Below are 22,318 nucleotides of genomic sequence, written 5' to 3' on the forward strand. Positions count from 1 at the left end.
AATGGAATTGGACGAGGCGGTCGCGATCCGTCTCATCGGCGAGGTGCGGGTCGTGCACCGGGGACATGTGGTCCACGCACGGGTGGTCGGGGGCGCGCGCTGCGTCGAGGTCCTGGCCTACCTGGCCGTGAACCGGCATCGCGAGATCCCGCAGGACGAGCTGGCCGGTCTGCTCTGGCCGGAGAACCGGCCCCAGTCCTGGTACGCCGCACTGCGCGGTGTCCTGTCCCGCGTCCGCGACACCATGGAGTTGGCGACGATGCCCGCGGGCAGTGTCCGGTCACGCGGCGGGAATGTCCGGTTGTCGCTGCCCGACGGGTTCGTCACCGACATCGAGCTCGTCCGGCGGTACTGCTCGGCACCCGGTGGCGATCTGGACACCGCGGTTGCCGACGCCCGACGGGCGCTGGATCTCACCGTCGAGTCCGCTCTGATCGGCGCCGCGGGGGCATGGGCCGACGACGTGCGCACCGAGATCGAGCACCTGCGCCGCCGGGCTCTCGAGATCGATGCCGGCGGGTCCCTGGCCCTCGGCCGGCCCGCGCGCGCGATCGCCTCGGCCGAGGGCCTTCTCGCCATCGACCCGTTGCGCGAGAGCGCCTATCGCACGGTGATGAGCGGATACCTGGCCCTCGGCGAACGAGGGCAGGCGCTGCAGGTGGCCGCCCGGTGCCGTCAGATACTCGACGACGAACTGGGGGTTGCGCCGTCGGCCGAGACCGAAGCCCTCTACCTCCAGATACTGCGCGCCGACGAGTCCGGCTCCGCGGTGCCCGGCTCTGCAGTGGCACCGCCGACCATCGACATCGGCGACGAGTTCGTCGGTCGCGGGGCCGAGTTGCTGGCCATCACCGAGGCCATCGGTCGCGCCGATCGGGGACGTGGTCAGTTCGTCGTCGTCGCCGGGGAGGCGGGTAGCGGCAAGACCACGATCGCACTCGAGATCATGAAACGTGCGCACGCGGCCGGGGCCCACATCTTGTTCGGTCGGTGCAGCGACGAGGCCGTCGTGCCCTTCGAGCCCTTCGTCGAGGCCGTCGGCCGGGAGCTGGACGCGCTCGGCACGAGCGAGGCCCGTGAGTGGTTGCGCACCAACGGCACCGACATCCTGCGCCTGGTGCCCAACGCCGTGCGGCGGTTCGGCGAGATGGCCCCCGCGCGGCCCGAGGTCGACGAGCGCGCGGTCATCATGACCGCGGTCCTCGACTGGTTGACGTCATCGGTCAGGTCGGGACCGACGGTCCTCGTGATCGACGACCTGCACTGGGCATCCGCCGCGACCCTGGCGGTCATCCGCTATCTGATCCACGCATCCGAACAGAGCCGACTGTGTGTCGTCGCGACCGTCCGCGACGAACTCGCCGATGGCGCCGACATCCGCGCGACGCTGTCGGCGCCGACACGGTCGAGCGGCGTGCACCGTCTGCATCTCGGCGGGTTCAGCATTGCCGAGATCGGGGCGCTGGTCGACGCCGCGGACACCGCGTTGGACCCGGCCACCCTCTACGAGCGCACCGACGGGCTCCCACTGTTCGTGGCCTCGCTGATCGGCTCGTACGAGCCGGGTGCCGGCGGCACGCTCCCGGCGTCTGTCGCGGAGTCGGTCGCCCAGCGGGAGCGACTGCTGTCCCCTGCTGCGCTAGCGTTGCTGCAGCTGTGTTCGGTGATCGGCATGGTGGCACAACGGCTCGTGTTGCGCTCGGTCGCAGACGATCTCGACGACGTGGCGTTCGCCGACGCACTCGACGAGTTGGTGCGCAACCGACTGGCCACCGAGAACCCCACTGGTACCAAGATCCGGCTCCGCCACCCCCTGGTGCAGGAGTCGGTCTACGCCGGTATCACCGGCCGCCGACGCTCGGAGCTGCACACCCGCGTGGCACGGACCTCGGAGCACCTCGGCGGGGTGACCGCCGCGGAGGACTACTCCCGGCTCGCCTACCACTTCAGCCGGGGTCTTGACTCCGAACGTCCTCGCGCCGCCGAGTTCTCCCGCAGGGCCGGCGACAGCGCGATGTCGATCGGGGCCTACGAGGACGCCGTGGTGTTCTACGCGAGCGCGGCCGAACAGCTGGTCCCGCGTGGCGATTCCGCGCAGCGGTGTCGTCTGCTGGTCGACCTCGGTCGCGCACAGCGCAAGGCACGCGATCCGGCGTTCCGCCCCACCCTCTTCGACGCGGTCACCATGGCGAAACGGCTCGGCGACACCGAACTGCAGGTGACGGCCACGCTCGCGAACGACCAGCCGGGCACCCTGTACGTGCACATCCACTCCGACCACGAGCGCATCGACACCCTCTACGACGCGCTCCACGTGCTCGAGGCCGACGGCCACGGGGACGGATCGGCGGCCGCACGTCTGTTGGCGCAGTTGGCCATCGAGCTCCTCTGGGTGGCCGATCCCCGCGTGCTCCGCGATCTGCTGACGCGATCGATCGGTGCGGCACGCGAATCGGGCGACCAGGACGCGCTCGTCGCCGCCCTCTCGGCCGTCCTGGTGGCCCTCCGGGTGCCGCTGTGCACCGAGATGCGTCACGCGGCCTACACGGAACTGATGACCCTGCTCGACGAGTCGCCGACGCGACGCGTCGACGCCCTGATGTCGACGTGGCTCGCGCGCAACCAGATCGAGTACGGACATCTCGCGGCGGCCGTGCGCACCAGGTCGGCGCTGACCCCGGCCCGGGTGTCGCGCGACCCGGAGTTGGCGTGGCTGGTGCGCAACATCGATTTCTCGATCGATCTGGCCGCCGGCCGACTCGCGCGGTGCGAGGCGACGTTCGAGGCGCTCCGCGACATCCCCGCCTCACCCGCGGTCACCTACACCTACGGCCGTCTGCTGGGACAGTTGTTCGCCCTGCGGGCGCTACGGGGTGACATGAGCGAGATCGTGGCCGCGGGCGACGGCATCATCGAACGCCTCGACATCGTCGACACCTACCGCGTCTGTCTCGCGACTGCGTACGCCGACGTCGGAAAATTGGACGCCGCAATCGAACTCGTCGACTGGTACGACCGGCGCCGGATCAACGAGATCCCCGGCAACCACATGTGGCTGGCCACCATGGCCACCATCGGGCGCGTGGCCGCGCAGGTGCGGAACACCGAGGTCTGCCAGATCGTCTACGACCTCCTCCTCGAGCACGCCGGCGAGAGCACCATCACGTGGGCGTCGATCTACGGTGTCGTCGACCATCATCTGGCCGAGCTGTCGATCGCGCTCGATCAGCACGAGCGGGCCGCCGCCCACCTCGACGTCGCGTTCACCGAACACGAGCGACGCGGCTTCATGGGGTGGTACGCCGAGACCGCCTATCTCGCGGCTCTTCTCGAGACCAGACGGGACGGGTCGCCGTCGGACGCGACCGTCGGTCGCGCCCGTCGTCTGGCCGACGACGTCGGGGCCACCGCGGCGCGTCGACGGATCGATGCGCTGGGTCAGATCAGCCGGCCGGCGCAGTCGTCACGGGACTGATCGCGACGACCACCTCGGTCGCGGCGACGCCATCGTGCCCGTCGCTGGCCACGATCAGGAAAGAATCACGCTGCGCGGCGACCGCGCCACTTCGGGCCGCGGCATCCACCCGCGCCTCCGTGGTCGGCACGTAGACGAAGGTCCCGTCGCACGCCATCATCACCAGACCGCGGTACGGGCGCGACGCGGACCAGCTGACCGCATCGGCGTCCCGGTCCAGGGGACGTACCGACCCGGTCACCGCGCCGGTCACCCGATCCGGGGCGTCGACCGACACCGCCCCGAGCACCGGAGCACGGTTGGTCGGGACGACCGGCACCCGGACCGTCACCGCGCACCGGCCGAAGCGGTTGCGTGCGGTGAGCGTGAACCGGTCGGTCCCGGATCCACCGGCCTGGCGCACCTTGTGTCGTGCCGCGGAGATCGGGACGTAGACGTAGGTCCCGTCGGTCTCCACGAACACGGTCCCGTCGGTCGCGGCGCCGACACCGACGGCGAGCGGGGCATCGGTGCGACTCACGAAGCGGACGCGACCGGTGACGGCGCCGGTCAGCGTGTCGACGCTCTGCGCACCCATCTCGGTCGCCGTCGGACCGAACCGGCACCGGAACCATTCCGCCGCCCTACGGACGGGATTGTTCGTGTGCGGGGTGCGCATCATCGTCGCGCTGACGCATCCGGTACTCACGCGGCAAGGGTAGAAACCGATTGCATACGAAATGTAAATCTGAGTGACGGTAACGACATCATCGGGCGTCACCCGCCCACGAGGGGGTCAGTCGCGGGTCGTGAGGCCGCGCACCGACGCAGGGATCTCGCCATCCGTGGCCCCGACGGGCTCGCCGTACACGATCCGGGTCGGCACGACTCCGGTCCACACGGGTTCCGACGGTTCGCCGGGCGGCCCGCTGCGGGCCTTGGTGATCCACTGACCGTCCCGGATCGCCAACGCGAGGACCACGGTGGCGGCGATCTCCTTGCCGGTGTGTGCACGCACCTCGTCGACTCGACCCGGTATCAGCTTGTCCGACAACACGTCCAGCGCATGGGACGGATCGACGTCGACCTCGTCCAGCGTTCCCCGGACGACGGCGGAACGATAGTTGGCGGAGTGGTCGAAGAGGGTGTCGGCGACGACGAGACCGTCGAGCACGAACGCGGTGAGGGTGACCGGCGCACCGGTCGCCACATGCCGGAGCGCACCCGCGCCGGTCGAACCATGGATCAGGATGCGGTCGCCGTCACGGGCGAAGAGCATCGGCACCGACCACGGCAACCCGTCGACGACCGTCGACAACGTGCCGACCTTCACCTCGTCGAGGATCTCGTCCAGCAGCGCCCGGTCGCCGCCGCGGTCAGGTTTGCGGTGCAGTCGGTTCAGCGCGTCGGCGGTCATGCCGCCCATCCTCTCCGACCGTTCTCGGACCGCGCCAGTCAGTTTTCGGCGGACCCGTCCGGCCCGGCCGATGTCCGCAGGCGCCCAGTCCCCGTCCGTAAGCGCCCAGTCGACGTCCGCAGCCGCCCAGTCGGCGGGATCACCAGGTGAGGTCGCGGTGACAGGCCCGTTGGATCTCGATGGGGTCGACCTGGACGGTCGCATGGTCGAGGCCGTGGCGTTCGAGCACCGCACGGGCCGCGGTCAGGACCTCGGCGTTGGGCTGGTCGCTCCCGAGATGCACGGTGGCCACGTCCATACCGGTGGTCAGCGTCCAGACGTGCAGGTCGTGGACGTCGTGCACCTGGGGCAGCGCTTCGAGTTCGGCGCGCACGGCGGCGACGTCGACATGTGCGGGCGCCCGCTGCGACAGGATGCGCAGGGCGTCGAGCGCCAGACGGATGGCCCGCGGGGCGACCCACAGCGCGATCAGCACGGCGACGACGATGTCGGCGTAGCCCCAGCCGGTGGTCAGCGCGATGATGCCGGCGATGAGGACGCCCACGCTGCCGACCGCGTCGGCGAGGACCTCCATGTACGCACCGCGCACGGCGATGCTCTTCTCGGAATCGCCGCGCAGCAACAGCATCACCACCAGGTTGGCGGCGAGCCCGACGAGCGCGACGACGATCAGGGTCAGACCGGGGACCTGCGGATCGGTACCCAGACGCTCGACGGCCTCGTAGAGGACGAACACCGCTACGCCGATGAGCAACACCGCGTTCGCGACGGCGGTGAACACCTCGGCGCGGTGCCAGCCGAAGGTCTTGGCCCCCTCGGAACCGCCGTGACGCGCCAGCAGCAACGCGATCAGTCCCATCGCCATCGCGACGACGTCGGTGAGCATGTGCCCGGCGTCGGCGAGCAACGCCAGTGAATCGGCCATGACGCCGGCGATGACCTCGACCACGAAGAACGTGCCGATGATCCCCATGCCCACGACCATCGGCCAGAGGCGACGGTCACCGACCGAATCCGCCGACGGCGCGTGGGAGTGGCTGTGTCCGTGACCCATGCCCGCCAATATATGCGGATTTGCGCATATAAGACAACGGGTACGGGGGAACTGTCGCCCACCGCACGCTCGACACGTCGTTTCGGCACGTTCGGCGGGTTGTTTGGGCCCGCTCGGCGGGTTGTTTGGGCCCGCTCGGCGGTCAGCGCAGCGTGGCGATCGCGGATTCGCGCTTGAGACCGGCCACCATCAGCAGGTCGACGATGATCGACCGCACCTGACCGAGGATCACCGTCTCCGACAGCCCGCTTCCGGCCACGAGCTCGGGCTTCGCCTTGCGCGCGATGCTGCGCAGCACGCGTGCGGCATCGGCCCCGTCCGGCGAGTCGCCCGGATCCGCGAGCAGCATCCCCCGGAGGATCTCCAGCGCCGCGACCAGCTCGGCCACCACGTCGATGACGTCGGAGTGCATCGCCTCGCCGTGCTGGATCCCCGACAGCGCCCGGCGGGCCATCACCCGGATGTTGCGGACCGCGTTGTCGATGGGGTCGGCGGTGGCCGCGAGTCGCGACAACCGGTGCCGCGAGTTCCAGTACAGCGGCGATATGTGGCTGATCTCCTTGCCGCCACTCATGTCCGCGCGCATGGTGTCGATCGCACCCTGTGTCCCACGAGCGCGGCTCAGGGCACGGGAGATGACATCGGCGTCGGACGTCCGCAGCCCCTCGACGACGCCGTCGACGACGAGTCCCATCGTGGCGAGGACGGCGGCGGCGTCACGTCGTGCCCGCAACACCGGATGGGTGGGGATGAGCGCCACGATGATCACCCCGATGACGCCGCCGATGAGGGCGTCGATCATGCGATTGAACCCGGCCGCCCCGCCGGGCGGCAGGAGCGTGGCGACCAAGACTGCCGAGCTCGCGGCCTGGATCGGCACGAGCGGTCCGCGATCGAGCGAGACCGCGACGATCATCGCGAGCGCGACCACGACGCTGATCTGCCACCAGCCCGAGCCGATCCATCGGACCAGGAGGTCGCCGACGCCGATGCCGACGGTGACACCGCCGACCATCTCGACCGCGCGGCGCCAGCGTTGGCCCAGCGACAGTCCGAGGGAGATGACGGCGGCGATGGGCGCGAAGAACGGGGTGGGGTGGCCGAACAGATGCGTCGCGATGGCCCAGGCGGCGCCGGCGGCGAGCGAACACTGTGCGATGGGCAGCAACGACAGCCACACGCGGCGGGTGCGCGTACGGACGGCGGGTGGGAGCTGGTTGTGTCGTCGGCGCAGGGACGCCAGGAACGCCTGCAGTGCGTGGCGCGGCGCGTCGTCGGACGCGCCGCGGGTACTCGGACCTCTAGGCGAGGCCGAGTTCCGCCGCGGCGGTCTCGTCACTGTCGTTCAGGAGATCGAGGCACCGGTGGTATTCGTCGTTCTCGCCTATGGACTGCGCCGCACGGGCGAGTACGGCGACGCATCGCAGGAAACCGCGGTTGGGCTCGTGGCTCCACGGGACGGCTCCGAAGCCCTTCCATCCGTGGCGACGCAACTGGTCGAGGCCGCGGTGGTACCCGGTGCGGGCGTAGGCGTAGGCGGTGATGACCTCGCCGGAATCGAAGGCCGCCTCGGCCAGATACGCCCACGCGATCGACGCGGTGGGGTGCGCGGCGGCGACGGTCTTCGCGTCGGTTCCGTTGAGCAGATCCGATTCGGCGTCGTCGTCACCGGTGAGCAGGGTGGGCTGTGGACCGAGAAGATCTCCGAAGGACGTCACCGTCCTATTGTGCACACCGCCGGGTCCACGCGGCGCCACCGGCAGCACGAACAGATGGTGCGACGGCCCACCGGACGTTCGATAGGGTGAGCGACTGCGGGCCGATGCTCCGCTCTTCGCGGGGTCGACGGGAGCGGCGCGGCGATGGCCGGAGGCCCCGAACCACACGACGAAGGTGAGGACACGGATGTCGCATCCGGACGACACGGGCAGCTCAGCGGTTGGGAAAGCGCTCTCGGCCATCCGACGTCTGCGCCGACCGAGCACCCCGCCGACCGTCGAGCCGTCACCGTCCGCCGACCAGTCCGTCGCCCCCTCTCCGAGAGCGACCACTGAGGACGCGTCGGACGTCACACCGTCCGCAGCGGCCGACATCCCCGGGGTCACCGACCACGAGGACTCCGCCGAGGCATCGGACGACGACGACTCGTCGGACGATTCAGAGGCAGAGAGTCCTCCGGAACCGACCGAGGGGATCGAGGCGATCGATGATGAGCCGTCGGAGCCCGAGGCGGAGACCGAGTCCTCCGAGCCCGAACCCGAGGCGTCAAACGAACCCGTCGCGGTGACCCCGGCGGTCGACCTCGACGACGACCCGGAGAACGCCGAGAACGAGATCCCGTCCGCCGAGACCGGCGATGAGGTCGTCGATGAGCAGGCGACGACGTCCGTCGACGTCGAACCGACCGAGGCCGAACTCGCCGCGGCTGAACTGGCCGACGCAGAGATTCCCGTCGACGAACCCGCCGACGATGAGGTCCCGACCGCCGAGCCCGCCGCCGAAACCGAGGTCGCCGCCGAGCACGAGCCCGAACCCGAGGTCGCCGCCGATCCCGAGCCCGAGGTGGTCGCGAAGCCGGAGCCCGAGCCGATCGAGGACTCACCCGCGCCGTCGCTGGAGAAGACGTCCGCCGCGCCCGCGCCCGGAGCGCAGGCAGCTGCCGGCGACGCCGGCTGGCGCTCCGACACCGCTGCCCCGCAGTACATCCCGCCGGCGACGGCCACGTCGTCGGCGACACCGGGAGGACGATCACGCAAGGTCGTCCTGTGGGTTGCGTCGATCGTGGTCATCGTGGTGGCCATCGCCGCCGTCGTCATCGCCGTGGTCGCCACCCGCGGTGAGCCCACCAAACCCGATGCCGACCAGGCCGCCGACGCCGCGACCACCTACACGACGGCGTTGAGCAACGGGGACCTGAGCACCCTGCGCTCGATCACCTGCGGCGAACGCAAGCAGTTCTACGACACTGTCGACGACGCGGCGTTCCGTCAGCAGTTCGAGACGCAGAAGGCCAACAACGAACTGGTCGGCGTCCGCGGGGTCAAGGCGGCGCGCGTCGTCGACGGGTCCGACGCCGTCGTCGAGGTGACCGCGTTCAACACGAGCACCCCGGAGAAGACCACCGACGTCGCCCTGCGCCTCCGCAAGGACGGCGACGCCTGGAAGGTCTGCACGGCAGGCTGAGCACCGACACCGCCGACGACACGGCCCCCGACCGCAGCATGCGATCGGGGGCCGTGTTCGTCCGGGCGGGAGGTCAGGCGCTGATGGACTTCCCGGCCGACTTGAGGTCGTTGCAGGCCTCGACGACGCGCTCGGTCATCCCGGCTTCGGCCTTCTTGAGGTAGCTGCGCGGGTCGTAGACCTTCTTGTTGCCCACGTCGCCGTCGATCTTGAGGACGCCGTCGTAGTTGGCGAGCATGTGGCCGGCCAACGGGCGGGTGAAGGCGTACTGGGTGTCGGTGTCGACGTTCATCTTGATGACGCCGTAGCCCAGCGCCTCGTCGATCTCGCTCTTCAGCGAACCCGATCCGCCGTGGAAGACGAAGTCGAAGGGCTTCTCGCCCGCGGATTCTCCGAGCTTCTTCTCGGCGACCTCCTGACCGAGCTTGAGCACCTCGGGCTTGAGCTTGACGTTGCCCGGCTTGTAGACGCCGTGGACGTTGCCGAACGTCGCGGCCAGCAGGTAGCGGCTGCCCGCATCGCCGGCGCCGAGCGCGTCGACGGTCTTCTCGAAGTCGTCGGCGGTGGTGAACAACTTGTCGTTGATCTCGTTCTCGACCCCGTCCTCCTCGCCACCGACGACGCCGATCTCGATCTCCAGGATGATCTTGGCCGACGCCGCCTTGGCCAGCAGATCCTTGGCGATCTCGAGGTTCTCGTCGAGCGGGACCGCGCTGCCGTCCCACATGTGCGACTGGAACAGCGGGTTCTGACCGTTGTCGACGCGCTCCTGCGAGATGGCGATCAGCGGACGGACGTAGGTGTCGAGCTTGTCCTTGGGGCAGTGGTCGGTGTGCAGTGCGACGGTGACGTCGTAGCGCTCCGCGACCACGTGCGCGAACTCGGCGAGCGCGACCGCGCCGGTCACCATGTCCTTCACACCGAGGCCCGAACCGAACTCCGCGCCACCGGTGGAGAACTGGATGATGCCGTCACTGCCGGCGTCGGCGAAGCCCTTGAGGGCCGCGTTGATCGACTCGGACGAAGTGCAGTTGATCGCGGGGAACGCGTAGCCGCCCTTCTTGGCGCTGTCGAGCATCTTGGCGTACTGCTCGGGGGTGGCGATGGGCATCGGGTTGTCCTCCAACCGGGTAGGTCTGAATCAGTGCGCGAGTCAGTCCACCGCCCGGCCGATGGTGGGCCGTGGGCGCAGACGCTCGCGAACAGTATGGCAACTCACAACCGCCTACGTCCCGCTCCGGTGCCGACGACCACCCCACACACAGAGTTTCCTCAGGACCGACCCGCTATTGTCGGTCCCGTGAATTCCACCGCCCTGGCCGAAGCCGCGAGCCACACGACCACCAACCTCGCGTTGCTCCCGGGCTTCCTGGACCCGATCACGCTGCTCGGATACTTCGGGACCTGGGCCCTGGTGGGCCTGCTGGTGGTGATCCTGGTCGAGTCGGGTGTGCTGTTCCCCGTACTCCCGGGTGACTCGCTCCTGTTCGTCGCCGGTCTGGTCGCGGCAGGCGAATCTGCCGAGGTCAGCAAGTTCGCGTCGCTGTGGCAGCTGCTGCTGTTCATCCCGATCGCGGCCATCATCGGCGGGCAGATCGGTTACTGGATCGGCCGTTACGCCGGTACCGCGATGTTCGCCGAGGGCAACCGCTTCCTCAAGAAGCGCTACATCGACGAGGCGCACGCGTTCTTCGAGAAGCGCGGACCGATCACCATCTTCCTGGCGCGTTTCGTGCCCATCGTGCGCACCCTGGCCCCGATCGTCGCCGGTGCGGCCCGCATGAACGCGGCCCTGTTCACCGCCTACAACGTGCTCGGCGCGATCGTCTGGGGCTGTGGCATCACGCTGCTGGGGTACTGGCTGGGACAGTTCGAGATCGTCCAGAAGCTCATCGAGCCGATCTTCATCCTCATCGTGCTGGTGTCGATCGTCCCCATCCTCTGGGAGTACTACAAGCGCCGCAAGGCCGCCGGTCCCCCGCCGCCGGTCGAGATCGACGCTCCGTAGCTGGAACCCGCTCTCAACTGACAAACCCGCCTCGTGCACGAGGCGGGTTTGTCAGTTCCGGGCGGGTTCATGCCGCGACGAGGTGCAGTCGCCACAGCCAGTCGCGCACCATTGGAACCACCCTCCCGTGTTCGAGGTCGTCCCACGTCCAACGGATGACCATGATCCCCATCCTGCGCAGCGCGTCTTCACGCGCCTTCTCAACTCATGAACCCACCTTGAACTGGCGAACCCGCCACCTGCAGCACGCGGGTTCGCACGTTGGTGGCGGATCCACACGTACGCCCCTGTGGCACGGTAGGCCCATGGTCGCGTGGGTCGAGGTCCTCATCACGATGGTCGACGCACCGTCGGTGCCGATCCAGGGAACGATCCGGCGCACCGGTCCGGTGGAGCCGTACCTGAGTTACGGCGGCGACATCCCGCCGGTCTACGTCGACGGTGTCGACGACCTGCTCGTGTGGCGCGACGGCCCCAACGTCCGGGTCGACACCGTCGACGGGGCACCGCTGGCGAGAACCGATGGCGAACACGCGTGGCGGTGGGCGTTCGGACAGGATCTGCCACTGCTGGGGTCGGCGCAGGAGCTCGGGTACCACGGGCCGGGGAACGAACTGCTCACCTCCCGCCCCGCATCGCGGTGGATCGGCACCGACTTCGCCCAGCCCGTCGGGGCGATCGAGGAGGTCGAGTTCCTCGGTCGCGCCTGCTGGTCGTTCGAACTGGCGCCCCCCGCGCACAAGCCGCATCCGATGCAGATGGTCGTCGACCAGCGGACCGGAATGGTGCTCGAGGAGCGCAACGACGGCTTCGGGATCGCGGTGGGCTTCATCGAGTTCACCGCAGGCATCCCGATCGACGCGACCACCTTCGCATGGACCGGCGACATCCACACACCCGAGCCGTGGGAGGTACCCGACGTCCGGTCACCCGCGGCACCGAGCCATGCGGAGCGAAAACGCCGACAGCTCAACTGGTTTCGTAGCCACGTCACCGAACTCGACCTCGCGGTGTCGGTGCGGGTCGATCTGGACCTGGTCAACCTCGACGCGCACGACGACAACGGGGCCTTCATCGCGCGTCTCGGATGGGGACCGGTCTCCGGACTCCTCGCCCGCCGTCGACGGTCGTCGTTGCCGTGGGAGGAAGAGTGGCAGGACGACGCGCAGACATGGTCGACGCCCGAGCACGACTGGGCGGTGGACCTCTACGGCCTCGTCCTCGACGACGCCGCACTCGCCGATCTCCAGCAGCGCCTGCACCCGGGTGTCCACGTCACCGGTGTCCCGCAGATCGACCCCTGACCCCCGATAATGTGTGGTTTCGGCGGGCGAAAGCCCAGGTCGGCGTCGCCGAAAGGGCACATTTCGGGTGGGCTACCAGGCGGTGTCGAGGTCGGCGTGCCGACGGATCCAGGTGTGCATGGCGATGCCGGCCGCGACTCCGGCGTTGATGCTGCGGGTCGACCCGAACTGCGCGATCGACACCGTCAGATCCGCTCGCTCGCGCGCGTCCTCGCTGACGCCCGGCCCCTCCTGACCGAACAGCAGGACGCAGCCACGGGGTAGCTCGGCGGTCTCGAGGCGCGTCGCGCCGGGGGTGTTGTCCACGGCCACCACCGACAGACCGGCACCGTGCGCCCAGGACACCAGGGTGTCGACGTCGGCGTGGTGCTCGACGTGCTGATAGCGGTCGGTGACCATGGCGCCCCGGCGATTCCAGCGTCGGCGTCCGACGATGTGCACCGCGGCGGCGCCGAACGCATTGGCGGTCCGGACCACGGTCCCGATGTTGGCGTCGTGGGCGAAGTTCTCGATGGCGACGTGGAACGGGTGGCGCCGGGTGTCGAGGTCGGCGACGATGGCCTCGCGAGACCAGTACCGGTAGCGGTCGACCACGTTGCGACGGTCGCCGTCGGCCAGCAGTTCCGGGTCGTAGTGGACGTCGTCGGGAAGCGGTGGGCCGTGTTCGACGACCCATGGCCCGAGGCCGACGGGATCAGCGGCGCTCACCCACTCGGTCGGACCGGGCTCAGGCGAGTCCGATGTCATTCAGTCCCAGCAATGATCGGTATTCGACGCCCTCGGCGGCGATGACCTCGTCGGCGCCGGTCGCGCGATCGACAACCGTTGCGACACCGACCACCTCGGCGCCGATCTCGCGAGCCGCCCGGACGGCCTTCAACGGCGAGTTGCCGGTGGTCGTGGTGTCCTCGACGATCAACACCCGCTTGCCGACGATGTCGGGTCCCTCGATCTGGCGTTGCATGCCATGGGCTTTCGCCGCCTTACGGACGACGAACGCGTCGATGTCACGGCCGGACGCGTGCATGATCGACGTCGCGACCGGGTCGGCGCCGAGGGTGAGGCCCCCGACGGCGGCGTAGTCCCAGTCGGCGGTGAGCTCGCGCATCAACGAGCCGATGAGGGCGGACGCCTCGTGATGCAGTGTGGCCCTGCGCAGATCGACGTAGTAGTCGGCTTCCTTGCCGGACGAGAGTGTGACCCTGCCGTGCACGACGGCGAGTTCGGCCACGAGTTCGGCCAGTCGTTCCCTGCTCACGCGATCGATCTCCTCGGCTGCGGTGTTCGCGTACTCAATCATCAAGGCGCGTGGGACGTTCGGTCCTGCGTCGCACCGGCATGGGCTGCATCCGGCGGCCGGTGTCCGACGCCGCGGGCTTCGGTCCGGAACCCGACGGTTGCTGCTGCTGATGCGGACCGGACTGCCGTGCCGATTGCGACGGACCCGACGGCGGGCCCGAGGGCCGCGCCGACGCCGCCGCGTCACCCGACTGCGGACGCAGTTGATCGCGCGAGATCGCCTCGGTCTTGGGCTCATCGAGCCCCCGACGGCCACGGCCGGTGGGTGACGACGGATCACGCGGATCCGGCGGACGCGACGGATCGAGCACCGGCGGCAGGACACGGAGCAGGTCGGTGAAACGGCGAACGGTCTCGAGTGCGGTGTCGAGGCGGACCGGGTCGTTGGTCAGCGGCATCGACGCCACCGACCAGTTGCCCTCGTTCCACAGCACCTCGATGTAGTCGGGTGCGTTGCTCGCCAGCGCGACCATGCGGCGGTCGCAGACACGGCGAGCGATGTCGAGGTGGGTGGAGAACATGACACGACGGCCCATGGCCCCGAGCAGCTCGACGTCCTCCTCGGCGGGTGCGAGCACCTTCTCCTGGCGGACGTCGATGACGACACTCGACGCGCTGGAGCGGCGGATCGCGACCACGGTCGCGACGTCGGTCAGATCGAACGCGACCGCTTCCTCGCCGTAGTAGCGGCCATAGGTCAGGTCGGAGATCTCGACGTGGTCGGCGAGGTCCATGGTGGCGCGGTGCAGCTCGGAGCGCATGTCGCGCAGGCCGGAGGCGTCGTCGCGCTCGGAGGCGGCGTAGCGGAACCCGTGGCCGTCACCCCACACCGCTCGTTCGCGGCGCACCACCGCGGTTCGGCGGCGGTCGAGCCACAACAGAAGGGCCGCACCGATCAGTGCCAGCGCGGCGATCACGAAGTAGACGGCGGTCATCACGGAACACCCTATCCACTCGGGGGCGCGACGGCCCGGTAGCCCATGGTGATCATCGCTGGTTACCGGTCGTCGCCGGAGTCAGTTACCCGGACTCGACGCCGTCACGCGTCCGTCCACCACGAGGTCGGCGACCATCTCGTCGCCCTTGATGAGCACATGCACCACCACGATGTCCCCGATGCGCACCGTGGGCGAGGACGAACTGTGGGCCGACTCGAAGTGGGTGTCGGACGTGACGGTGATGGAGTGCCGTCGGCCGTCGCTCATGTGGATGCCGAGTTCGGATGAGGTGAGCGAGTCGACCGTGCCCAGCAGCATCTTCGACCGCGTCACCGCCAGGCCGCCGTTCGGCGAGACCGTCGACGGTGCGGGGGCCGCGCCCACGGTGTGGGGCATCCCGGTGGGCGAGGAACTGGGGGCGATGTACTTCAGCGCGGCCGCCGACGTGGATTCCCCGTCGTTGTCGTCGCCGCGCTCGGCGCCGAGGTGCACGCAGTAAGCGAGCCCCAGACCTGCGACGACGAGGCCGGCCATACACAGCAGAGTGGTCGCGGTGCCCGATCGCATGCCGTCGCGCCCGGCCCTGCGGAACCGTGGTCGGTTCATGGCTGCACCGACCTCCTCCGTGTTCTCGACCGCTCGATGCCCCGAACGTGATCCCGAGGTTAAGAGCGCAGCCTGAGAACGGACTGTGAATGTGACACCACCCGGCCTGAGAACGGTGTCTCGTCGGGCTCTAGTGGACGTATCCGCGGGACTTGTCGACCTGGTTCTCGAACTCCTCGCCCGCGACGTAGCCGCGCAGACGGTCCAGGAACCTGTCGGCCAGCTCGTCCCGCCACCCGACGACATCGCCGCTCATGTGCGGCGAGATGGCCACCTGCGGCATCTCCCACAGCGGACTGGACTCCGGCAGCGGCTCGGTCTCGACCACGTCGAGCGACGCGGCGGCGATCGTCCCCGCCCGCAACGCGGCGATCAGATCGTCCTCGGCCACGAGCTGCCCACGTCCGACGTTGATCAGGTGGGCCGTCGTCTTCATCGCCCGCAGCACCTGCGCGTCCACGAGACCCGACGTCTGCTCGGTCAGCGGCGCGATCATGACCACGTTGTCGAAGGCCCCGACGTGGTCGACGAGGTCGTCGGTGGCGAAGACGTCGCCGAAGTCGGGATCACCGGAACGCGCGGTGCGACCCGCGCCGGTGACCTCGAGGCCGGCCGCGCGCAGCAGACGGGCGACGGCGCGCCCGATGCCCCCGGTCCCGACCACGAGTGCGCTCGAGCCGGTGGTGCGGCGCGTCTCGCGCCACTCCCACTGCTTGTCGTTCTGGAACGCACGCGACTCGTGCAGGCGCTTGTCCCAGGCGAGTATCGATCCGAGGACGAACTCGGCGATGGGGCCGTCGAACACGCCGCGGGCGTTGGTGACGGTCACGTCGGACTCGCGCAGGCCGTCGAACATGATGGCGTCGACCCCGGCGGCGCAGACGTGGATCCAAGCCAACGCGTCGGCGCGGTCGAAATGGTCGCGCAACGATGCCGAGAAGTAGTCCCAGAACATCAGCACCTCGGTGCCCGGGAGCGCGTCGGCGAGTTCGTCGGCGGTCACCAGTCGGACCTGCGCCAGCTTCTCGATCTCGGCCAGGTTGTGTGGCGGATCGAGGTCATCGCGGGTGAGGACGGTCAGGCGCGGCGTGGGTTCGGAAGTCACGCGTTCACGGTAGGCAACGGCGTCGGGAAACCGCCGATCCGGCCCGATAGTCCAATTGTTGACAATCAGACCATCCACCGTCACGGTGTACCCATGACCTCGACGCTGACCTCGGATGTGAACACCTCTGCGACCGGTGGGACCACCCCGGCCCCGACCGGGAACCGCGCCACCCTGAGTCCCGGGCTCAAGCAGGCGACCCCCGTCGTGGTCGATCACGCCACGGGCTCGTGGATCCACGGCACCGACGGGAAGTCGTACCTCGACTTCACCACCGGCATCGGCGTCACCAGCACCGGTCACTGCCATCCCCGCGTGGTCGCGGCCGCCCAGGAGCAGTGCGGGAAGATCATCCACGCGCAGTACACGACGGTGATGCACCAGCCGCTGCTCGAACTGACCGAGAAGCTCGGTGAGGTGCTGCCCACGGGGCTCGACTCGATCTTCTACGCCAACTCCGGCTCCGAGGCCGTCGAGGCGTCGATCCGCCTGGCCCGCATGGCCACCGGCCGACCCAACATCGTGGTGTTCCAGGGTGGCTTCCACGGCCGGACGGTGGCCGCGGCCAGCCTGACCACCGCGGGCACCCGCTTCTCGGCCGGCTTCTCCCCGCTGATGAGCGGCGTGCACATGGCGCCGTTCCCCTACGCCTACCGCTACGGGTTCGACGAGGACACCGCGGTGGAGTTCGCCCTGCGCGAGCTCGACTACCTGTTCGCCTCGCGGGTGGCCCCCAACGACACCGCCGCGATGCTCATCGAGCCGGTTCTCGGTGACGGCGGCTACCTGCCCGCTCCCCCGGCGTTCCTCGCCGGCCTGCGCGAGCGCGCCGACAGGCACGGGATCATCCTGATCGCCGACGAGGTGCAGGCCGGGTTCGGCCGCACCGGCAAGTTCTGGAGCCACCAGCACACCGTCGGCCTGGTCCCCGACATCATCATCACCGCCAAGGGTCTCGCCTCCGGGTTCCCCATCTCGGCGATCGCCGCGCCCACCGAGCTGATGGCCAAGGCGTGGCCCGGTTCGCAGGGCGGCACGTACGGCGGCAACGCGGTCGCAGCCGCCGCGGGCGTCGCGACGCTGGCGGTCATCCACGAGGAGAACCTCGTCGAGAACGCCCGTGTGCGTGGCGAGCAGATGCTGGCCGGCCTGCGGAAGATCGCGGCGAAGTTCCCGCAGATCGGCGACGTCCGCGGCCTCGGGCTGATGGCCGGCATCGAGTTCATCGATCCCACCGCGACCTCGTCCAGCCCGGTGGCCGACGCCGCGTCGGCGGCCAAGGTCCAGCAGGCGTGTATCGGTGAGGGACTGCTCACCCTGACCTGCGGACCGCTGGGCAACGTGATCCGGTTGATCCCCGCGCTCGTCGTCACCGAGGACGAGATGACCACGGGGCTGGCGCGTTTCGACGCCGCGCTGTCCTCCGTGCTGGGCTGACCCCACCGACGATGTCGAATGCACCCACCGGCGACCGGACCTCCGTCGGCGACCGGTCGGGGGTCGGGTCGGATCTGAGGGCACTGGGCCTCGATGCCGACGACTCCTCCCGTCGCCGCGCCGAGTACTCCTACGACGCGTCGAACTACCGGCTGACGCCGCTGTGCGTGGTCTTCCCGCACGACGATGCCGAGGTGGCCGCGGCCGTGGCGCACTGTCACTCCGCGGACATCCCGATCATCGCGCGTGGTGGCGGAACGGGTATGGGCGGCAACGCCATCGGCGAGGGGGTGGTCATCGACCTGTCCCGCCACATGACCCGCGTCGTGACCGTCGACGCCGAGCACCGCACGGCGCTGGCCCAGGCCGGCGTCGTGTTGACCGAGCTACAGAAGGCCGTGCGCACCGACACCGACGGGGCGTTGACGTTCGCGCCCGACCCGTCGAGCCAGTCCCGCGCGACGCTCGGCGGCGCCATCGGCAACGACGCGTGCGGCAACCATTCGGTCCGCTACGGCCGCACCACCGACCACGTCGTCGAGATCAACCTGGTGACCGCCGACGGAGTCCGCGTCACCGCGACCCGAACCGGGTTGCGCGCCACCGACCCCGCCGACCCCGCCGCGATCCGACGGGCCGAGGAGATCGCCTCCGCGCTCGGTGATCTCGTGAGCGCCAACCTCGCCCCGCTGCGCACCGAACTCGAGCGGATCCCCCGACAGGTGTCCGGGTATCACCTCGCCCATCTGTTGCCCGAGCGCGGTTTCGACGTCGCCCGGGCACTCGTCGGCAGCGAGGGCACCTGCGCGCTGGTCGTGTCCGCGGTGGTCGGCCTCGTGCCGGTGGCCCAGCACCCGCAGCTGCTGTGCCTGGGCTACCGCGACGTCGTCGAGGCCGCGCGCGACGTCCCGGTCATGCTCAGCTTCTCCCCGTCGGCCATCGAGGGCATCGACGAACGGATCGTCGCCACCATGCGTGCCCGCCGCGGCCGCTCCTCGGTCGAGGGACTGCCGGACGGACACGCCTGGATCTACGTGGAACTCGACGAGTTCAGCGCGGACGACGTGCCCGCTGCGATCTCCGACCTGCTCGAGAAGCTGCGCGCCGAGGGACGACTCGTCGACGCACGCACCGTCACCGACCCCACGCAACGCTCCATGCTGTGGCGCGTCCGCGAGGACGGCGCCGGATTGTCCTCGCGCCTGGTCGATCTCGACGATCCCGACGCCGGCAGCGGATACGAGTCGTGGCCCGGCTGGGAGGACTCGGCCGTCGCGCCGGAGAACCTCCCCGAATACCTCGAGGGGTTCACCGAACTCCTCGACCAGCACGGTTTGACGGGTGTCATGTACGGACACTTCGGCGCCGGCTGCATGCACGTCCGGATCACGTTCGACCAGCGCAGCGAGGCCGGGCGCGCGACCATGCTCGCGTTCTGTCGGGACGCGGCGCATCTCGTGGTGGCCCACGGCGGTTCGCTGTCGGGGGAGCACGGCGACGGCCGGGCCCGCTCAGAGCTCCTGCCGATCATGTACTCGCCGCAGATGATGGGGTTGTTCGGCGCGTTCAAACGGATCTGGGACCCCACCGCGATCCTCAACCCGGGCAGCATCGTCGAGCCGGACGCCATCGGCGACAACCTCGCGTTGGCGGACATCCCCAGCCGGACCTGGTCGACCGCCTTCGATCTGGGCATCCCCGGTCCCGGCGCCGACCACGGTCACAGCGCCGGCGCCGATCACCCGCAGGCGAAGAACGGTCTCGACCCGTTCGTGCACGCCACCCAGGCGTGCATCGGGGTCGGCCGCTGTCGCTCGCACTCCGGCGGGGTCATGTGCCCGAGTTACCGCGCGACCAAGGACGAGAAGGACTCCACCCGCGGACGTTCCCGGGTCCTGCAGGAGATGATCCGCAACGCCCCCGATGTCGAGTCGGGCTGGCGCTCGGAGGATGTGCGCGAGGCGATGGACCTGTGCCTGTCCTGCAAGGCGTGTTCCACCGACTGCCCCACCGGCGTCGACATGGCCACCTACCGGTCGGAGTTCCTGCACCACCACTACCGTCGGCGCATGCGGCCCATGTCGCACTACGCCCTCGGGTGGATGCCCGCCTGGCTACGACCGGCCACCGCCATGGCGCCGATGATCAACGCCGTGCTCGCGACGAAGCTGTCCGGCGCGGCCGCGCGTCTGGCCGGCCTGGACGCACGTCGGGCCATGCCGCAGTTCTCCCGACGCAAGGACGTCCGGGGTCACCTGCGCGGCCTCACCCGGGATCCGGCAGCCGGCACCGTGCTGTTCCTCGACTCGTTCACCAAGGCGTTCCGACCCGAGGTCGGGGCCGCCGCCGCACGCGTGCTGGGTTCCGCCGCCGAGGGAGTGAGCTGCGAGAAGGACAACTGCTGCGCGCTCACCTGGATCTCGACCGGACAACTCGACCACGCGCGCAAGGTGCTGACCAAGACCGCCGAGGCTCTCGACGACGGCACCGACCGCCCGATCGTCGTCCCGGAACCGAGTTGCGCCGCTGCGCTGTACAAGGACATGCCCGAGTTGGTGCACACCGACGCCGCGCGCCGGGTGGCCAAGCGGGTGCGCAGTTTCGCCGCCCACGTCGGTGAGATGCTCGACGATGGGTGGCAGCCACCGACCATGCCCGAGGCCGTCACCGTGCAGACCCATTGCCACGAGTACGCCGTGTTCGGACCGGCCACCCAGGCCTCGGTGTTGCGCCGGCTCGGTGTCTCGACGGTGACCACCGCCGACGGATGCTGCGGTGTCGCAGGCAACTTCGGCTTCGAGCGCGGCCACTACGAGGTCAGCATGGCCGTCGGCGAGCAGGCCCTCGCACCGGCCCTGCGCGCCCGTGTCGACGACGAGCCGGTGCTGACCGACGGCTTCAGCTGCGCCATGGCCGTCCAACAGCTCGTCGCCGTCGACGACGGGATCGCCCCCGTGACCGGCACCCACCTGGCACAGTTGCTCGATCCGCACCCCAGCGGCGACCCCGCCGCGCGACCACGAGGAGACCACGCATGACGAACCGTGCTGCCGAACTGATCGGCAAGCTCAACACCGGACTGTTCATCGGGGGCGCATGGTCGTCGGCCGAGTCCGGTTCGACGTTCGTCGTGGAGAACCCGGCCACCGGCGAGCAGATCGCCACCGTCGCCGACGGCGGTGCGGTCGACGCGCAGCGCGCCATCGAGACCGCCGCCGCGACCCAGAAGTCCTGGGCCGCGACGTCGCCCCGCTCACGCAGCGAGATCCTCTACCGCGCACACCGACTCATCCTCGAGCGTGCCGACGATCTCGCCCTGATCATGACCACCGAGATGGGCAAGCCCCTGGCCGAGGCCAAGGGCGAGGTCACCTACGGTGCCGAGTTCTTCCGCTGGTTCGCCGAGGAGGCGGTCCGCATCAACGGCGACCACACCACCACCGGTGACGGCGCGAACCGCATCCTCGTCACCAAGGAGCCGGTCGGTCCGTGCGTCCTGATCACCCCCTGGAACTTCCCCCTCGCCATGGGGACCCGCAAGATCGGACCCGCCGTGGCCGCGGGATGCACGATGGTGTTCAAGCCGGCCGAGCTCACCCCGCTCACCGCACTCGCGCTGGCCGACATCCTCACCGAGGCCGGACTGCCCGATGGCGTCCTCAACATCGTCACCACGAACAACCCCGGTCCGGTCGTCACCACCTGGATGGACAGCGGCCTCGCGCGCAAGATCAGCTTCACCGGTTCCACACAGGTCGGCAAGCTGTTGCTGGAACAGGCATCTCGGACCGTGATGCGCACGTCGATGGAGCTCGGTGGCAACGCGCCGTTCATCGTCTGCGCCGACGCCGACATCGACAAGGCCGTCGAGGGCGCCATGGTGGCGAAGATGCGCAACATGGGCGAGGCGTGCACGGCCGCCAACCGGCTGTTCGTGCATCGTTCCGTCGCGCACCAGTTCGGCGAGAAGCTCAGTGCCCGGATGGGTGCGCTCGTGGTCGGTGACGGCGCGCAGGACGGTACGCAGGTGGGTCCGCTGGTGGAGTCGAAGGCGCTGGACAAGGTGCGCGATCTGGTGGCCGACGCCGTCGGCCGCGGCGCGACCATCATGTGCGGCGGCATCGCCCCCGACACACCCGGCCACTTCTACCCGCCCACCGTGCTCGCCGACGTCAGTCCGGAGTCGGACCTGATGTCGACCGAGATCTTCGGTCCCGTCGCGCCGGTCATCCCCTTCGAGGACGAGGACGAGATGATCGCGATGGCCAACGACACCCAGTGGGGTCTCGTGGGATACCTGTTCACCCAGGACATCGACCGCGCCCTGCGGCTCTCCTCGGCCCTCGAGGTCGGCATGGTCGGGGTCAACACCGGGTTGGTGTCGAACCCGGCCGCGCCGTTCGGCGGGGTCAAGGAGTCCGGGCTCGGCCGCGAGGGCGGTCGGATCGGCATCGACGAGTTCCTCGAGGTGAAGTACCTCGCCATCCCGCGTACCTGACCGGTTGTCCGCACT

General features: G+C 69.5%; 18 protein-coding genes. 7 read left to right on the forward strand and 11 right to left on the reverse strand.

The features are described 5' to 3' along the window. Position 1 precedes the first annotated feature (1 nt). A complete protein-coding gene (locus IEV93_RS02490) occupies positions 2–3,475 on the forward strand; it encodes an ATP-binding protein (protein WP_188486618.1) in 3,474 nt (1,157 codons plus the stop codon). Here the strand turns inward: IEV93_RS02490 and IEV93_RS02495 are convergent. From IEV93_RS02495 to IEV93_RS02515, 5 genes are all read right to left on the reverse strand, one after another. Continuing rightward, on the reverse strand, positions 3,444–4,163 hold the full coding sequence (locus IEV93_RS02495; protein WP_188486620.1) for a hypothetical protein: 720 nt from the start codon (positions 4,161–4,163) through the stop codon (positions 3,444–3,446). The genes IEV93_RS02490 and IEV93_RS02495 overlap by 32 nt on opposite strands. Positions 4,164–4,250: 87 nt before the next feature. Further along, the gene (locus tag IEV93_RS02500; protein ID WP_371873780.1) at positions 4,251–4,880 is read right to left on the reverse strand and encodes a pyridoxamine 5'-phosphate oxidase family protein; all 630 of its coding nucleotides are present in this window, start codon (positions 4,878–4,880) and stop codon (positions 4,251–4,253) included. A gap of 130 nt (positions 4,881–5,010) precedes the next feature. Further along, a complete protein-coding gene (locus IEV93_RS02505; protein ID WP_188486625.1) occupies positions 5,011–5,925 on the reverse strand; it encodes a cation diffusion facilitator family transporter in 915 nt (304 codons plus the stop codon). 142 nt (positions 5,926–6,067) lie between these two features. Then, positions 6,068–7,180 (reverse strand): FUSC family protein, encoded by a 1,113-nt coding sequence (locus tag IEV93_RS02510; protein ID WP_229705110.1) that lies wholly within the window; start codon positions 7,178–7,180, stop codon positions 6,068–6,070. 46 nt (positions 7,181–7,226) lie between these two features. Continuing rightward, positions 7,227–7,643 carry a DUF3151 domain-containing protein gene (locus IEV93_RS02515; RefSeq protein ID WP_188490312.1) on the reverse strand — a complete coding sequence of 139 codons (417 nt, stop codon included), beginning with the start codon at positions 7,641–7,643 and terminating at the stop codon, positions 7,227–7,229. Between the two features lie 187 nt (positions 7,644–7,830). Between IEV93_RS02515 and IEV93_RS02520 the strand changes: the two genes are divergently transcribed. Next, complete coding sequence (locus tag IEV93_RS02520; RefSeq protein WP_188486626.1) at positions 7,831–9,108, forward strand: Rv0361 family membrane protein; 1,278 nt, start codon at positions 7,831–7,833, stop codon at positions 9,106–9,108. Between the two features lie 73 nt (positions 9,109–9,181). Here the strand turns inward: IEV93_RS02520 and fbaA are convergent, their stop codons facing one another. Beyond that, positions 9,182–10,219 (reverse strand): class II fructose-bisphosphate aldolase, encoded by a 1,038-nt coding sequence (gene fbaA / locus IEV93_RS02525; protein WP_188486627.1) that lies wholly within the window; start codon positions 10,217–10,219, stop codon positions 9,182–9,184. 189 nt (positions 10,220–10,408) lie between these two features. Here fbaA and IEV93_RS02530 point away from each other — a divergent pair, with 189 nt between their 5' ends. Continuing rightward, positions 10,409–11,116 carry a DedA family protein gene (locus IEV93_RS02530; RefSeq protein ID WP_229704840.1) on the forward strand — a complete coding sequence of 236 codons (708 nt, stop codon included), beginning with the start codon at positions 10,409–10,411 and terminating at the stop codon, positions 11,114–11,116. 305 nt (positions 11,117–11,421) lie between these two features. Next, entirely contained in the window at positions 11,422–12,420 is a 999-nt protein-coding gene (locus IEV93_RS02535) for a hypothetical protein (protein ID WP_188486631.1), read from the forward strand. 72 nt (positions 12,421–12,492) lie between these two features. Here IEV93_RS02535 and IEV93_RS02540 read toward each other — a convergent pair whose 3' ends face one another. From IEV93_RS02540 to IEV93_RS02560, 5 genes are all read right to left on the reverse strand, one after another. Continuing rightward, positions 12,493–13,167, reverse strand: coding sequence for a TrmH family RNA methyltransferase (locus IEV93_RS02540; protein WP_188486634.1), 675 nt, complete (start codon positions 13,165–13,167; stop codon positions 12,493–12,495). Beyond that, positions 13,148–13,720 (reverse strand): orotate phosphoribosyltransferase, encoded by a 573-nt coding sequence (pyrE, locus tag IEV93_RS02545; RefSeq protein ID WP_188486636.1) that lies wholly within the window; start codon positions 13,718–13,720, stop codon positions 13,148–13,150. Before pyrE ends, IEV93_RS02540 begins: the two co-directional genes overlap by 20 nt. Continuing rightward, positions 13,713–14,654, reverse strand: a complete 942-nt coding sequence (locus tag IEV93_RS02550; RefSeq protein ID WP_188486638.1) for a TtfA family protein — start codon at positions 14,652–14,654, stop codon at positions 13,713–13,715. Before IEV93_RS02550 ends, pyrE begins: the two co-directional genes overlap by 8 nt. An 81-nt stretch (positions 14,655–14,735) precedes the next feature. Next, positions 14,736–15,263 carry a hypothetical protein gene (locus IEV93_RS02555; RefSeq protein WP_188486640.1) on the reverse strand — a complete coding sequence of 176 codons (528 nt, stop codon included), beginning with the start codon at positions 15,261–15,263 and terminating at the stop codon, positions 14,736–14,738. 130 nt (positions 15,264–15,393) lie between these two features. Further along, positions 15,394–16,368 carry a D-2-hydroxyacid dehydrogenase gene (locus IEV93_RS02560; protein WP_229704841.1) on the reverse strand — a complete coding sequence of 325 codons (975 nt, stop codon included), beginning with the start codon at positions 16,366–16,368 and terminating at the stop codon, positions 15,394–15,396. 93 nt (positions 16,369–16,461) lie between these two features. Here IEV93_RS02560 and IEV93_RS02565 point away from each other — a divergent pair, with 93 nt between their 5' ends. From IEV93_RS02565 to IEV93_RS02575, 3 genes are read left to right on the forward strand one after another with little or no spacing between them, the layout of a single operon-like run. Next, positions 16,462–17,805: an aspartate aminotransferase family protein gene (locus IEV93_RS02565; RefSeq protein ID WP_188486643.1), complete on the forward strand. Its 1,344-nt coding sequence runs from the start codon at positions 16,462–16,464 to the stop codon at positions 17,803–17,805. 11 nt (positions 17,806–17,816) lie between these two features. Further along, entirely contained in the window at positions 17,817–20,843 is a 3,027-nt protein-coding gene (locus tag IEV93_RS02570; protein ID WP_188486645.1) for an FAD-binding and (Fe-S)-binding domain-containing protein, read from the forward strand. Then, on the forward strand, positions 20,840–22,303 hold the full coding sequence (locus tag IEV93_RS02575; RefSeq protein WP_188486647.1) for an NAD-dependent succinate-semialdehyde dehydrogenase: 1,464 nt from the start codon (positions 20,840–20,842) through the stop codon (positions 22,301–22,303). Before IEV93_RS02570 ends, IEV93_RS02575 begins: the two co-directional genes overlap by 4 nt. Positions 22,304–22,318: the final 15 nt, after the last annotated feature.

It is taken from the genome of Williamsia phyllosphaerae, assembly GCF_014635305.1.
Taxonomy (GTDB): domain Bacteria; phylum Actinomycetota; class Actinomycetes; order Mycobacteriales; family Mycobacteriaceae; genus Williamsia_A; species Williamsia_A phyllosphaerae.